The sequence below is a fragment of the Rhizobium etli 8C-3 genome (assembly GCF_001908375.1).
Lineage (GTDB): Bacteria > Pseudomonadota > Alphaproteobacteria > Rhizobiales > Rhizobiaceae > Rhizobium > Rhizobium etli_B.
Genome location: NZ_CP017241.1, coordinates 45,282 through 60,000 on the forward strand (window position 1 = coordinate 45,282; position 14,719 = coordinate 60,000).

The 14,719-nt window shown below is 60.2% G+C and carries 13 protein-coding genes (1 of these 13 running past the window's edge); 7 read left to right on the forward strand and 6 right to left on the reverse strand.

Going from position 1 to position 14,719, the window contains the following annotated elements; translation table 11 throughout:
• Positions 1-2 precede the first annotated feature (2 nt).
• A complete protein-coding gene (hisB, locus tag AM571_RS00225) occupies positions 3-611 on the reverse strand; it encodes an imidazoleglycerol-phosphate dehydratase HisB (protein WP_074059674.1) in 609 nt (202 codons plus the stop codon).
• Positions 612-787: 176 nt separating this feature from the next.
• On the opposite strand from hisB, the gene hslV reads away from it, so the two are divergent.
• The 6 genes from hslV (at position 788) to AM571_RS00255 (ending at position 7,988) form a co-directional block, all read left to right on the forward strand.
• Positions 788-1,315, forward strand: coding sequence for an ATP-dependent protease subunit HslV (hslV, locus tag AM571_RS00230; protein ID WP_074059675.1), 528 nt, complete (start codon positions 788-790; stop codon positions 1,313-1,315).
• The gene (locus tag AM571_RS00235; RefSeq protein WP_074059676.1) at positions 1,302-1,826 is read left to right on the forward strand and encodes a GNAT family N-acetyltransferase; all 525 of its coding nucleotides are present in this window, start codon (positions 1,302-1,304) and stop codon (positions 1,824-1,826) included. Before hslV ends, AM571_RS00235 begins: the two co-directional genes overlap by 14 nt.
• Positions 1,823-3,130: an ATP-dependent protease ATPase subunit HslU gene (gene hslU, locus AM571_RS00240; RefSeq protein WP_074059677.1), complete on the forward strand. Its 1,308-nt coding sequence runs from the start codon at positions 1,823-1,825 to the stop codon at positions 3,128-3,130. The genes AM571_RS00235 and hslU overlap by 4 nt, the downstream gene beginning before the upstream one ends.
• A 189-nt stretch (positions 3,131-3,319) precedes the next feature.
• A complete protein-coding gene (locus AM571_RS00245; RefSeq protein WP_074059678.1) occupies positions 3,320-4,267 on the forward strand; it encodes a DUF1402 family protein in 948 nt (315 codons plus the stop codon).
• A 47-nt stretch (positions 4,268-4,314) separates the two neighbouring features.
• Positions 4,315-5,715 (forward strand): cytochrome P450, encoded by a 1,401-nt coding sequence (locus AM571_RS00250; protein WP_074059679.1) that lies wholly within the window; start codon positions 4,315-4,317, stop codon positions 5,713-5,715.
• A 101-nt stretch (positions 5,716-5,816) separates the two neighbouring features.
• Complete coding sequence (locus tag AM571_RS00255; RefSeq protein ID WP_074059680.1) at positions 5,817-7,988, forward strand: malate synthase G; 2,172 nt, start codon at positions 5,817-5,819, stop codon at positions 7,986-7,988.
• Positions 7,989-8,060: 72 nt separating this feature from the next.
• On the opposite strand, the gene AM571_RS00260 is transcribed toward AM571_RS00255, so the two are convergent.
• Entirely contained in the window at positions 8,061-8,741 is a 681-nt protein-coding gene (locus tag AM571_RS00260) for a L,D-transpeptidase (protein WP_074059681.1), read from the reverse strand.
• 178 nt (positions 8,742-8,919) lie between these two features.
• Between AM571_RS00260 and AM571_RS00265 the strand changes: the two genes are divergently transcribed.
• Positions 8,920-9,414 (forward strand): MmcB family DNA repair protein, encoded by a 495-nt coding sequence (locus AM571_RS00265; RefSeq protein ID WP_074059682.1) that lies wholly within the window; start codon positions 8,920-8,922, stop codon positions 9,412-9,414.
• A 6-nt stretch (positions 9,415-9,420) separates the two neighbouring features.
• On the opposite strand, the gene AM571_RS00270 is transcribed toward AM571_RS00265, so the two are convergent.
• The 4 genes from AM571_RS00270 to AM571_RS00285 form a co-directional block, all read right to left on the reverse strand.
• Positions 9,421-9,996: an ActR/PrrA/RegA family redox response regulator transcription factor gene (locus AM571_RS00270; protein WP_074062989.1), complete on the reverse strand. Its 576-nt coding sequence runs from the start codon at positions 9,994-9,996 to the stop codon at positions 9,421-9,423.
• A gap of 72 nt (positions 9,997-10,068) precedes the next feature.
• Positions 10,069-11,379 carry an ActS/PrrB/RegB family redox-sensitive histidine kinase gene (locus AM571_RS00275; protein ID WP_074059683.1) on the reverse strand — a complete coding sequence of 437 codons (1,311 nt, stop codon included), beginning with the start codon at positions 11,377-11,379 and terminating at the stop codon, positions 10,069-10,071.
• A gap of 23 nt (positions 11,380-11,402) precedes the next feature.
• Entirely contained in the window at positions 11,403-13,859 is a 2,457-nt protein-coding gene (gene hrpB, locus AM571_RS00280; protein ID WP_074059684.1) for an ATP-dependent helicase HrpB, read from the reverse strand.
• 3 nt (positions 13,860-13,862) lie between these two features.
• On the reverse strand, positions 13,863-14,719 hold the 3' portion of the coding sequence (locus tag AM571_RS00285) for an ornithine cyclodeaminase family protein (protein WP_074059685.1). The gene runs 91 nt beyond the window's last position; only the last 857 of its 948 coding nucleotides appear in the window; its start codon lies off the right edge, out of view — the gene reads right to left on this strand; the stop codon is at positions 13,863-13,865.

The following is a 14,719-nucleotide window of genomic DNA, read 5'->3' on the forward strand; positions in this document are numbered from 1 at the left end:
GCTCAGGCGAGCGTGCCCTTCGTCGAGGGAACACGGCCCGCCTGTCTTGGATCGATCTCTGTCGCCTTGCGCAGAGCGCGGGCAACGGCCTTGAAGCAGGTCTCTGCAATATGGTGATTGTTGGCACCATAATGATTCATGACATGCAAGGTGATGCCGGCGTTCTGTGCAAGTGCCTGGAAGAATTCGCGCACAAGTTCGGTGTCGAAGGAACCGATCTTCGGCGCGCTGAAGGCGACGTTCCAGACAAGGAACGGCCGGCCGGAAAGATCGACGGCGGCTTTCGTCATTGTCTCGTCCATGGCAAGGTCGATCGAAGCATAGCGGGTGATGCCGCGGCGGTCGCCAAGTGCTTTTGCAATCGCCTGGCCTATCGCAATCCCGGTATCTTCAACGGTGTGGTGATCGTCGACATGCAGGTCGCCCTTCGTCTCGATCTCCATATCGATCAGGGAATGTCGCGAAAGCTGATCGAGCATGTGGTCGAAGAAGCCGATGCCCGTCGAGATCTTGGCATTGCCGCTACCATCAAGATTGACCGAAACGGAAACCGAAGTCTCGTTCGTCTTGCGCGAAACATTGCCCATGCGGCTTGCTGCAGTCTCGGCCATATGGCTGCTCCATCAGGAATGACGGCCGTTCCTTATCAGGCGTTCCGTAAAATATCCAGAAGCGCACCGCCAGAAAACCGGCCCATTTGCAATCGGCATCGGCCAACTTACATAGGGCTCACAGGGCCGGAGAGCGGCTCGGCGTAACGCCCGCAGATCCGGGCAAGGATGATTTGATGACAACGATTATTACAATTCGAAAGGGCGGCAAGGTGGTGATTGCCGGTGACGGCCAGGTCAGCCTCGGTCAGACCGTCATGAAAGGCAATGCACGCAAGGTGCGCCGTATTGGCAAGGGTGAGGTCATCGCCGGCTTCGCTGGTGCGACCGCGGACGCATTTACGCTGCTCGAGCGTCTGGAAAAGAAACTCGAACAGTATCCCGGCCAGTTGATGCGCGCAGCCGTCGAGCTCGCCAAGGACTGGCGCACGGACAAATATCTTCGCAACCTCGAGGCCATGATGCTGGTGGCTGACAAGTCGATAACACTGGCTGTCACCGGCAACGGTGATGTTCTGGAACCGGAGCATGGCGTCACGGCGATCGGATCTGGCGGCAACTACGCACTGGCGGCGGCGCGTGCTCTGATGGATACGGACAAGTCTGCCGAGGAGATCGCCCGCCGCGCGCTGGATATCGCAGCCGATATCTGCGTCTATACGAACCACAACATGGTGGTGGAAACACTGGATGCTGAAAACTAATCCTGCCTCGCGATACCGGTTCCGCGACGTCTGCCGTGAGGATCTTCCTCTTCTGGCGCAATGGCTTGCCGAGCCGCATGTCGCCAGATGGTGGGGCGAACCTTCCGCCGAGCTTGGTTCGATCGAAGAGGCAATGACGAGCAAAGAAACCCGACCAATGATCGTGGAACTCGACGGAAAGCCGATCGGTTATCTGCAAAGTTACGATCCCCATCTTGAGGAGGGCCATCCCTATCAGGATCAACCCAAGGGTACGCTCGGCATCGACATCTCGATCGGTATCCCGGAACTGACGGACAAGGGCCATGGTGCTGCGATCATCCGCCAGTTTACCTCCGAGCTCTTTGCAGAGGGCGCCAAGCGCATCGTGATCGATCCGGATCCTGAAAATCTTCAGGCGATCAGGGCATACGAGAAGGCGGGCTTCCGCTACGTCGATACTAGGACTTCCATTTACGGTCCGGCCCATTTCATGGCGCTGGACGCACCCGGAGAAACGGATTTACCATGACCACCTTTTCCCCCCGCGAGATCGTTTCCGAACTCGACCGTTACATCATCGGTCAGCATGAGGCCAAGCGCGCCGTGGCGATTGCGCTGCGCAACCGCTGGCGCCGCCAGCAGCTCGATCCGAGCCTGCGTGATGAGGTGATGCCCAAGAATATCCTGATGATCGGTCCGACCGGCGTTGGCAAAACGGAGATTTCCCGCCGTCTTGCCAAGCTTGCCGGTGCGCCTTTCATCAAGGTCGAGGCGACCAAGTTCACTGAGGTCGGTTATGTCGGCCGCGATGTCGAACAAATCATCCGCGACCTCGTCGAAATCGGCATCGGCCTTGCGCGCGACAAGAAGCGCGCCGAGGTTGAGTCCAAGGCTCATATGAGCGCCGAGGAGCGCGTCCTTGATGCCCTTGTCGGTGCAACCGCCTCTCCTGCCACCCGTGACAGTTTTCGCAAGAAGTTGCGCAACGGTGAACTCGACGACAAGGAAATCGACATCGAGGTTGCCGATACCGGCGCGGGCATGGGCGGTTTTGAAATTCCCGGCATGCCCGGTGCCAACATCGGTGTTCTCAACATCTCGGAAATGTTCGGCAAGGCGCTGGGCGGACGCACCAAGAAGGTCCGCACCACGGTAAAGGCCTCCTACACCGATCTCATCCGCGACGAGTCCGACAAGCTGATCGACAATGAAATCATCCAGCGCGAAGCCGTGCGCGCGGTCGAAAATGATGGCATCGTCTTCCTCGACGAGATCGACAAGATCGCGGCACGTGACGGCGGCATGGGGGCTGGTGTGTCGCGCGAGGGCGTGCAGCGCGATCTGCTGCCGCTTGTTGAAGGAACGACCGTCTCCACGAAGTATGGACCGGTGAAGACCGACCATGTTCTCTTCATCGCCTCGGGTGCTTTCCATGTCTCGAAACCTTCCGATCTTCTGCCGGAATTGCAGGGCCGCCTGCCGATCCGTGTCGAACTTCGCCCGCTGACCAAGGAAGATTTCCGCCGAATCCTGACCGAAACCGAGGCCAGCCTGATCCGGCAGTATCGCGCCCTCATGGACACGGAGAACCTGAACCTGGAATTCACCGACGATGCGATCGATGCCTTGGCCGATGTCGCAGTCCATCTGAACTCTTCGGTCGAAAACATCGGCGCTCGCCGGCTGCAGACGGTGATGGAACGTGTGCTGGACGATATTTCCTTCAACGCACCGGATCGCGGTGGTTCGGCGGTAAAGATCGACTCGGCCTATGTGCGTGAGCACGTCGGAGATCTGGCACAGAACACGGATCTGTCGCGCTTCATCCTGTGATATTGCCGCACCGGCTGCAACCTTTACAGGTCCTGCAGCTGATTTCGACAGTCTGAACTCTCGACAGCGGGCCCTTTACTTCCTAGTGAAGGCCCGCTTGTTTGTGAACGCGGCTTTATTCGGCCAAGATTCTGGTCCAGTCAGCGCGCTTCACCATGAGACGATTATAACCAGACGGAATAGCTGATCGTGCGACGCCTTTTGACATGCCTCCTGATCGCCGTTGCGGCGCTCACATCCGTGCCAGCCTATGCCGTTGAGGTCGTGCCAGGGGGCAATCGCAACATCGAGCAGCCGGCGGTTCCCGGCGCATCCGTCCGCCGCACGAAGGGCACGAAGTCTACCTTCGACCGGAAGTACGAGAAGGTTTACGAACTGCTCTCCACCGATCGCGAACTGATGGGCAAGATCAGGAAGGTGGCCGCCGCCTACAGCATCGATCCCATCCATATCATCGGTGCCATCGTCGGCGAGCACACTTACAACGTCGATGCTTATGACCGCCTTCAGTCGTACTACGTGAAGGCTGCCTCCTATGCCGGCGAGAGCTTCCGCTTTGCCTATGAGGGCGAGGATGTCGACACCTTCGTCGATCGTCCGCAGTTTGCGGAGTGCAACGGCAAGCGTGATTCGTATCTGCTGTGGAGCTGCCGTGAGGATGTGTGGGAACGCGACTTCCGTGGAAAGGCCGTTGACGGCAAGAGCTTCCCGGACAATCGCTTCAGCGCGGTGTTCTTCCAACCGTTCTATGCCGGCCAGACCTTTGGCCTTGGCCAGGTGAATCCGCTGACGGCATTGATGCTCTCGGATCTGGTCAGCCGTGTTTCCGGCTATCCGAGACTGGATGAAAAGGACGCCGGCGCCGTCTATCGCGCCATCATGGAGCCGGATATCTCGCTCGCCTTCGTTGCAGCCTCGATCCGCGAATCCATCGAAGATTACAAGCAGATTGCCGGGATGGATATTTCGAAGAATCCTGGTCTGACCGCGACGCTCTACAATGTCGGCAATTCACGCCAGCGCGCTATGGCTCTCGCCGCGAAAAATCGGGCCGCAGGTGCGATCGTCTGGCCGGAGGAGAATTATTACGGCTGGCTGATCAACGACAAGCTGGACGAGCTTGAGGGCCTGCTCTAACCTTCGCCTTGGCGGAAGGCTGCAATCCTCCGCGAAAGGTCGTTTCCATGGACATGCGACCGGAACCATTCGTTCCACCCGCACCGCTGCCGCGCTCTGTGCCGCCATCGCGGCTGGAGATGATGCGCACGATATTTCGCAATCCGCTGGAGCTCTGGGGCGAGCCGTCCTACACGCTTCCCTGGGTCAAGACCTGCTTCTTCCACGACAGCACGATCATCGTCAACGATCCGGGTCTCATCAAACATGTGCTGGTCGACAACGCCGCCAACTACCGCATGTCGGATGTCCGCCAGCTCATATTGCGACCCATATTGCGCGATGGTTTGCTGACGGCTGAAGGGGAGGTCTGGAAGCGATCGCGCAAGGCGGTTTCTCCCGTCTTCACGCCCCGCCACGCCCACGGTTTTGCAGGCCAGATGCTCAGGCAATCCGAAGCCTATGCAAAAAAATACGAAGCGGCCGGCGACGGACAAGACTTCGAAATTGCCAGCGACATGACCGAGCTCACCTTTGCGATCCTCGCCGATACGCTGTTTTCGGGTGAGATCGTCACCTCATCAGACAGCTTTGCCGACGATGTGAACGCGCTTTTGCACCGTATGGGCCGTGTCGATCCCATGGATCTCCTAAGAGCGCCGTCATGGGTGCCGCGGCTGACACGCATTGGTGGCCGGAAGGTTCTCGACAAGTTCCGCAACATCGTGCGCGAGACGATGGATGCCAGGCTGCGGCGCATGGCTGCCGATCGGGGCTCGGTGCCGGAAGATTTTCTGACTCTGTTGCTTGACCGGGCAGCCACGGGTGGCCTCACCAATGATGAAATCGAAGACAATATCCTGACCTTCATCGGCGCGGGTCACGAAACGACGGCAAGAGCGCTCGCATGGACGCTCTATTGCGTGGCGAACAGTCCGCATATCCGTGACGCGATGGAGGCAGAGATCGGCCGCGTCCTCGCAAGTGGCGCCGAGCCTGTCGAATGGCTCGATCGGATGTTCTTCACCCGCGCCGCCTTCGAAGAGGCCCTGCGGCTCTATCCGCCGGCGCCGTCGATCAACCGGGCGGCGATCTCTGAGGACAGCTGGACAGATTCCAAGGGCGAGAAGGTCGATATCCATGCCGGCATGACGGTGCTCATCATGCCCTGGACGCTTCACCGGCATGAGCTCTATTGGGAGAAACCGCGTGCCTATATGCCCGAGCGGTTTTTGCCGGAAAACCGCACCAAGATCGGCCGGTTCCAGTTCCTGCCATTCGGTGCGGGTCCGCGCGTCTGCATCGGCGCCACCTTCGCCCTGCAGGAGGCGGTCATCGCGCTGGCCGTATTGATGAACCGTTTCCGATTCGATGTGACGGAAAAGACCAATCCCTGGCCGGTGCAAAAGCTGACGACCCAACCGCAGAACGGTCTGCCGATGCGCGTCACAAAGCGTACCTGTTCCTGATTGGCATAAATCTTTCGAACTATTGCAGAATTGACTATGAATGTTGGCGGCGCAAAGTGACAGCATGTGAAAACGCCGCCTTTCGCGGGGAGGAGAATTGCATGAGCTGCATCGAAAAGAACGGTCTTTCCATCGAAACCGTCCTTCATGACTTCATCGTCAACGAAGTGCTTCCCGGCCTTTCGGTTGACGCGGATGCGTTCTTCGCCGGCTTTTCGGCAATCGTTCATGACCTCGCGCCGAAGAACCGCGAACTGCTCCTCAAACGCGATCACCTGCAGGCGCTTATTGACGAATGGTATCGCCAGAACGGTGCCCCGTCGAACATGGAAAGCTATCAGGCCTTCCTGCGCGAAATCGGCTACCTGCTGCCGGAAGGCTCGGATTTCCAGGTTTCGACCGAGAATGTCGATCCCGAGATCGCTTCGATTGCAGGACCGCAGCTCGTCGTTCCCGTCATGAATGCGCGTTACGCGCTGAACGCCGCAAATGCGCGCTGGGGCTCGCTTTATGATGCGCTCTACGGCACGGATGCCATTCCCGAAAGCGACGGAGCGGAAAAAGGCAAGGGATACAATCCGAAACGCGGCGAAAAGGTCATCTCCTGGGTTCGCGATTTTCTGGACAGCGCCGCGCCGCTCGAAGGCGCGAGCTGGAAGGACGTTGCTGCCTTCAAAGTCGACGGTGGCAATCTTGCGCTGACCTCGACGGACGGCGAAATCCTGGCGCTCAGGGATCATCGGCATTTCGCCGGTTATCGAGGCGATGGGCAAATGCCGACACATCTTCTCTTGAAAAACAACGGCATTCACATCGAGATCATCATCGATGGCTCGACGCCGATCGGAAAGGGCGATCCAGCGCAGATCTGCGATGTTTGGCTCGAATCTGCGATCACGACGATCATGGACTGTGAAGATTCGATTGCCGCCGTCGACGCCGAGGACAAGGTCGTGGTCTATCGCAACTGGCTGGGCCTCATGAAGGGCGACCTGCAGGAGGAGGTGAGCAAGGGCGGCGCGACTTTCGTGCGCACGCTCAATCCCGACATCACCTATCAGGCTCCTGACGGTTCTGCCTTTGACTTGCACCGCCGCTCCTTGATGCTCGTGCGCAATGTCGGCCACCTTATGAGCAATCCGGCCATCCTCGACCGTGACGGCCGGGAAGTTCCCGAAGGCATCATGGATGCCGCCATTACGGGCCTGATCGCGCTTCACGATATCGGCCCCAGCGGCCTCCACAAGAACTCGCGCACCGGATCGATGTATGTGGTCAAACCGAAGATGCATGGGCCTGAGGAAGTAGCCTTCGCCGTCGAGATTTTCTCCCGCGTCGAAGAGCTGCTCGGCATGCCGAAGAATACGATGAAGATGGGTATCATGGATGAGGAGCGCCGCACGACGGTAAATCTCAAGGAGTGCATCCGTGCTGCCCGCGATCGTGTCGTCTTCATCAATACTGGCTTCCTCGACCGTACCGGAGACGAGATCCATACCTCGATGGAAGCCGGCCCGATGATCCGCAAGGGTGACATGAAGCAGGCGGCCTGGATTTCCGCCTACGAGAACTGGAACGTCGATATCGGCCTCGAATGCGGTCTGTCCGGTCGTGCGCAGATCGGCAAGGGCATGTGGGCGATGCCTGACCTGATGGCGGCCATGCTGGAGCAGAAGATCGCTCATCCGAAGGCCGGCGCCAACACCGCCTGGGTTCCCTCGCCAACTGCAGCAACGCTGCATGCGACGCATTATCACCTGATCAACGTGGCCGATGTTCAGCGCGCATTGAAGGATCGTGCTCGCGCCAAGCTCTCCGATATCCTTTCTGTCCCGGTTGCCACCCGGCCCAACTGGACAGCAGAAGAAATCCAGCGAGAGCTCGACAATAATGCGCAGGGCATCCTCGGCTACGTCGTCCGTTGGGTCGATCAGGGTGTCGGCTGCTCAAAGGTCCCCGACATCAACAATGTCGGGCTGATGGAAGACCGCGCAACGCTTCGCATTTCAGCCCAGCACATGGCCAACTGGCTGCACCACAAGGTCGTCAGCCAAGCGCAGATCATCGAAACGATGAAGCGCATGGCCGCAGTCGTCGATCAGCAGAATGCCGGCGATCCTGCCTATATGCCGATGGCGGAGAATTTCGAGCGCTCGATCGCCTTTCAGGCTGCCGTCGATCTTGTCTTGAAGGGCAGGGAGCAGCCGAATGGCTACACGGAACCGGTTCTTCATCGCCGCCGTCTTGAGCTCAAAGGCAGGCAGGCCGCATGAGGCCCATGATCTGACAAAGAAGCCAGCGGAAGTAAATTCCGCTGGCTTTTTCTATACCGTCCGCTTGTTCGCTTACTGAATAACGATGACCTTGGTCGCCTTGCCCGGGCGAACGCGGCTGTAGAGGTCGATAACGTCCTGGTTCATCAGGCGAATGCAGCCCGAGGAAGCCGCAGTGCCGATGGAGGCCCATTCGGGCGTGCCGTGAAGGCGGAAAAGCGTGTCCTGACCCTTTTCGTTGAAGAGATACATGGCGCGTGCGCCCAGCGGATTCGTGAGACCCGGGCCCATGCCGTCCTCGACGTATTTTGCAATGTCGGGCTTGCGGACAGCCATTTCCTTCGGTGGATGCCAGGTTGGCCATTCCTGCTTCCAGGCGACGTAAGCCGTGCCGGCCCATGCAAAGCCCTGCTTGCCGACTCCGATGCCGTAGCGCATCGCCTTGCCGCCTGGCAGGATGTAGTAAAGGTGGCGTTCGCGGGTGTTGACGATGATCGTGCCCGGACGTTCGCTGGTCTCGTAGGAAACGATCTGGCGGCGGAACTCCGGCTTGACGCGCTGGATCGGGATGGCGGGCAGCGCGTATCCGGCATCGGTCCTCACGCCGTAGGCGTCATCGAAGATCTGTGCCGTCTGGACAGTCGGGCCGGCGGCCCTGTTTTCGAGGGAAGCGCGATCGGAATTGGTGGAGCAGCCGGCCAGAGCGAGGGTTGCGATCAGGCCGAACACAGGAAATGCATTGCGAATGCGCATGAATATCTCTTAGGATTGGCAGTGAGGAAACGGTCTTGGAACCATCTTTGATTATGGTTTATTTTCGATTAACTTCGCCTTTGCAAGATGTTGCAGTGCGACGAGAGTTACCCGCAGCGGCAAAGTAGAACCGCATGGTTTTTTTGCAACAGAGCAGGATGTTCGCAAACGGTTATCCATGACGATTTTGAGCGTTTACAATAACAATCCCTTAATAGACGGTCGGCAATCGGACAGAGCTATGCTCGTGCGCCGGGGGACTCAGATATTACTTCACGACATGCGCCATGCGGTTCTGCCTGAACTGCCGCTGGCGAGCGGTCGGCGCGCCGATTTGATCACCATGTCGGAAAAGGGCGAGATCTGGATTATCGAGATCAAGACTTCGATCGAGGATTTTCGCGTTGATCGCAAATGGCCGGAATACCGGCTGCATTGCGACCGGCTTTTCTTTGCGACGCACAAGGACGTGCCGCTTGATATCTTCCCGGAGGAATGCGGTCTGTTCCTATCGGACGGCTATGGTGCGCATATGATCCGCGAAGCGCCCGAACACCGCCTTGCACCGGCAACGCGCAAGTCGGTCACGCTGAATTTCTGCCGTGCCGCCGCGCAGAGACTGATGCTGGCCGAATGGGCGAATGGCAAGCCGCTTGCCGCCGACGAAATCTAGCAGCGGTTATTTCGGAGCCCGTTTGGCAAGAATTCGCTGCAGGGTGCGGCGGTGCATGTTGAGCCGTCGCGCTGTTTCGGACACGTTGCGCTCGCACATTTCGTAGACACGCTGGATATGTTCCCAGCGAACCCGGTCGGCCGACATCGGGTTTTCGGGAAGTTCCGCCTTTTCGCCTGGCCGCTGAGTCAAGGCTGCGAACACGTCGTCCGCATCGGCAGGCTTCGCGAGATAGTCGACAGCTCCCAGCTTCACGGCCGTCACCGCCGTCGCGATATTACCATAGCCCGTCAGCACGATGATGCGCGTGTCGTCTCGGCGCTGGCGGATTGCCTCGATGACGTCGAGGCCGTTACCATCGCCGAGCCGCAGGTCGACCACCGCATATTTCGGCGGACGGCCCTTCGACTTGGCGACACCTTCCGCAACCGATTCGGCGGTTTCGACCTGGAAGCCTCGTGTCTCCATCGCGCGTGCCAGGCGTCGCAAGAAAGGCCCATCATCGTCGACGATCAACAGGCTTGCGTCGGGGCCGATGTCGTGTTCGCCGGCAGTAAGGGTTTCGTGGCTTTGTTCGGTCATGGTCTTCGATCCTGGCGTTTTGCAACCCGCCTTATTGTGCCAGTCGCACATATCTTCATTATGCCGATAAAGTCATTTTGTCGAATTTGCATCGATGAGCATGCGCGGCCATTCGACACGGATACGGGCTCCTTCACTTTCGGGATCGCGGTTTTGGAAAATCAGCGCCGCACCGGAACGTTCAAGCAGCGTCTTGGCGATGAAAAGTCCAAGCCCCAGCCCGCCTGCCGTATCCTCCTTCTGCCTTTTGGTGACGTAAGGCTCGCCGATACGGGTGAGAATATCGGGCGCGTAGCCGATGCCGTCGTCCTCGATGACGATCAGCACCTTGTTGTGGTCATGTTCGACCGTGACCGTCACCTTCTCGCGAGCATAGTCGACGGCATTTTCGATGAGATTGCCAAGCCCATACATGATCCCGGCATTGCGCTCCGTCACCGGTTCACCCTTGCGCGGGCTTTTCTCGATCAGCTCGACTTCGATCGGGAATTCGCGATAGGGCGCAATGATCTCCTCGATCATCGAAGACAGCGGCAGCCGCCGCATATGCGCATCGCCCTCTGCCGAAAGGCTCGTCAGTCGCTTCAGGATATCGCGGCAACGTTCGCTCTGGCTGCGCAGCAGTTGCACGTCCTCTCGGAACCGGTCGTCGTCCTTCAGCTCGCGCTCCATCTCCTTTGCGACGACGCTGATCGTCGCAAGTGGGGTTCCGAGCTCATGTGCCGCCGCGGCGGCCAGACCGTCGAGTTGCGAAAGGTGCTTTTCCCTTTGCAGCACGAGTTCGGTCGCCGCCAGTGCATCGGCCAGCTGGCTCGCTTCCATCGAAACGCGATAGGCATAAAAAGCTGCAAAGACCATGGTCGAAGCAATCGAGCACCAGACACCGAACTGCATGACATTGTGCACATCGATCTCGGCACCATTGAACCATGGAAGCGGGAAGGGCGAGAAGGCGAGGATCGTGATACAGACCATTGCAAAGAGTAAGAGTGCAACGCTGTAGCGGATCGGCTGGGAGGCAAAGGAAATGATGACCGGCACGCAGACGAGCGCTGCAAAAGGGTTCGCCAGGCCGCCGGTGATGAATAGCAGCGCGCAGAGCTGCAGCAGATCCAGCCCAAGCAGTGCCAAGGCAGCCGGTGGTTCCAGGCGATGCGTCGGTGGATAGCGCATCGTCAGAAAGAAATTGACCCAGGCAAGCGCTGCAATCAGCAAGCTGCTGGCGAGCAGCGGCAACGGGAATTTCAGCCAGAAGGCCACGATGAAAACCGTCGCCGCCTGTCCGCCGACCGCCAGCCAGCGCAAACGTACGAGCGTCTGCAGGCGCAGCCTGCGGCTGCTGTGCCGGTCGTTCTGAGGTTTGTTGTTGACGTCATCGGCCATTGGTGAGCTCCTCGCCCGGGCGCTTATGTACCACGCGGCTTGGCGCGTGTCGTCGGCAAGGCTTCCTCTGGCCGCTCCGGCCAGGAATGCCGGGGATAGCGGCCCCGCATTTCGGCACGCACGTCCTTCCAGGAACCGGCCCAGAATCCTGGCAGGTCGCGCGTCGTCTGGATCGGCCGGTGCGCCGGCGACGTCAGCTCGAGAAGAAGCGGCAGCCGTCCGCCGCCGATCGTTGGATGCTGCTTCAATCCGAAGAGCTCCTGTACCCGGATCGTCAGCAGCGGCTCCTCGCCGTCATACTGGATCGGATGCCGCTGGCCTGTCGGCGCTTCGAAATGCGTCGGCGCAAGCCGGCTGAGGTCACGTTGCAGTTCGTTCGACACGAGGGCCATCAGCCCGCTGGTGAGCGATCCGGCGGAAATATCCGAAAGCCCGCGCGCATCGCTCTGATAGGGTGTGAACCAGTCGTCCAGCCGTTCCAATAACGCCGCGTCGCTGAGGTCGGGCCATGGCGCGCCGATCGTTCGATGCAGAAAGCCGAGCCGTTCGCGCAGCTGGATGGCGTCCTTGGAAAAGGGCAGGGCGCTAAGCCCCAATTGCCGTATGCCGTCGGCGAGCGCTGCGGCAACAGGCTCGCCGGACGGCCGTGGCAGCGGCGTTTCATCAAATATGATCGCCCCAAGCCTTGTCGCTCGCCGGGCTCTGACTTGCCGGCTCGGCAGGTCGAAATAGGTCTGCTCGTCGGTCTTGATCAAGCCAGGAAGCTCGACTTCGACATCGCTACGCGAGATCTCCGCCGCCGCGAGGATGCGTGCCTGCATCGCACGTCCGGTCAGATCGGCGATCACCAGCATCCGACTGCCCGCCAGACGTTCCGTCTCCGGCAGTTCGGCGCCACGGCCGTTGGCCATCACGTAACGTCCCCGCCCGCCGCGTTGCAGGGCAATCCGATCGGGAAAGGCGTGCAGCAGCAGCTGTCCGGCAGGTCGTGGCGTGCTTGAGGAAACCTTGTCGAGCCCGCGTGCGAGCCGTGCGGCAAGGCGCCGCGCAGCATCCGGCCTTTCCCCTTTCTCCACCTTGAAGCGCCGCAATCGGTCCTCGATGTCGATGCTCTTGCCGCCGAGGCCCTGTTCCGTCAAAAGAACGGCAAGCATCGCAGCTTCCTTTGCCTGCCCGCTTTCCCCGGCCGAAACAACCATGGCTGCCAGACGCGGAGGAAGCGCGAGCTCGCGCATCGTCCGTCCGCGCGCAGTCAAGATTCCATTCTTGTCAATTGCGCCGAGTTCCTGCAGCAGCGCGCTCGCCTCCTTCTGCGTCGTCGCCGGGGGCTGATCGACGAAGGCAAGCGATGCCGGATCTCGAACGCCCCAATGGGCCAGATCGAGCAAGAGTCCGGAAAGATCGCTCGCCAGGATCTGCGGCGGTGTGAAAGCAGGCAAGGCGGCCGTCTGCCCCGGGTGCCAAAGGCGGATCGCGATGCCAGGTTCCGTTCTGCCTGCGCGCCCGGCGCGCTGGTCGGCCGAAGCCCGCGACACCCTCACCGTCTCCAGCCGTGTGATACCTGTCGAAGCCTCGAACACCGGCAGCCGCTGCAGCCCGCTGTCGACTACGATGCGCACGCCGTCGATGGTGATCGAGGTCTCGGCGATCGACGTCGCAAGCACGATCTTGCGCGTGCCCTTCGCCGCCGGCCGGATCGCAGCATCCTGCTCCTTCTGGCCGAGGTTTCCGTAAAGCGGGGCGATCAGCGTGTCCGGCCCGAACCGCCCTTCAAGCCTTTCCGCCGTTCGGGTGATCTCGGCCTGTCCGGGCAGGAAAGCGAGGATCGATCCCGTCTCGCTCGAATGGACCTCGATGATTGTCCTTGTAGCGGCGTCTTCAATGCGTTCGCCGGCCGAACGATCCCGATAGCGCACGTCGATCGGAAAGCTCCGGCCCATGCTTTCGATGACCGGCGGATTGCCGAGGAGTGCTGCGACACGCTCGACATCCAACGTTGCCGACATCACCAGAAGCCGCAGATCGGTACGCAGTGCCGAGCGCACGTCGAGCGCCAATGCCAATCCGAAATCCGCATCGAGCGAACGCTCGTGAAACTCGTCGAAAATGACCGCAGAAACCCCCGAAAGTTCCGGATCATCGAGGATCATGCGCGCAAAGACGCCTTCGGTGACCACTTCGATCCGGGTCCTGCCGGAAATGCGGTTGTCGAGACGCATGCGATAACCGACCGTTTCGCCCACCTGTTCGCCGAGCAGAAAGGCCATGCGGCTCGCCGCAGCCCGCGCTGCCAGCCGCCGTGGCTCCAGCAGGATGATCCGGCCGTCGTTGCGCCATGGTTGATCCAGCAGAAAGAGCGGCACAAGCGTGGTTTTGCCGGCGCCGGGTGGCGCGGAAAGAACGGCTCGTCCGCTTTCGGCAAGTGCGGTTGCGATCTTGGGCAGAACGTGAGAAACCGGAAGTTCCGGCAGAACGGGCATCGCTTATTTCCCGCGGGTGACGGTTTCATAGGCGAGAATTGCCCCGGCGAGATCTTCGAGCGCGGCGCCCACGGATTTGAAAAGCGTGATCTCATCTGGCCCGCTGCGGCCGCCTCGCGTGCGGCGAACGAGTTCTGCGAGTTCTGCCTTGATCGCGCCTTTCTTGAGCACGCCGCTTTCGAGCGGCTGAACGATATCACCCGCTTCCTTCATCGCACCCGCGCGCGTATCGACGAAGACGGACGCACGGCGGATTGCCTCGTCGTCGGTCTCGCGCATGCTTGGCTTGAAGCCGCCGACGAGATCGAGATGCGCGCCCGGTTTCAGCCATGCGCCGCAAATGAGCGGCTCGCTTGAAAGTGTGCCGCATGAGACGATATCGGCGGTTCGCGCCGCCGCTTCGATATCGGAGACTGCCTCAGCGGCGAGCCCGACCTTTCGGGCTTCGGCGGCCACCTTTTCTGCGCCTGCAAGATTGCGCCCCCAGATATGGATGCGCTTGAGCGGCCGGATGGCCGCATGCGCCTGCAGCAGGTTGAGCGAGAGGCGGCCGGTTCCGCAGACAAGGAGCTCGATTGCATCCGGCCGCGCCAGATAGCGTGCAGCCAATGCCGAGGTCGCAGCAGTGCGCCGGGCCGTCAGCTCGCCCCCGTCGATCGCGGCAAGCATCTGGCCCGTTGCGCCTGACGAAAGCAGATAGGTTCCGAAGATCGCCGGCAGCGCGCGCCTGGCGTTCCCCGGAAAAACCGAGACCATCTTCACGCCGGCATAGCGGCCGGGCACCCAGGCAGGCATCAGAAGCAGGGTCGCGTTTTCCTCGCCGGGGACATGCATGTCGTGATGATGGCGCACCGGCATGA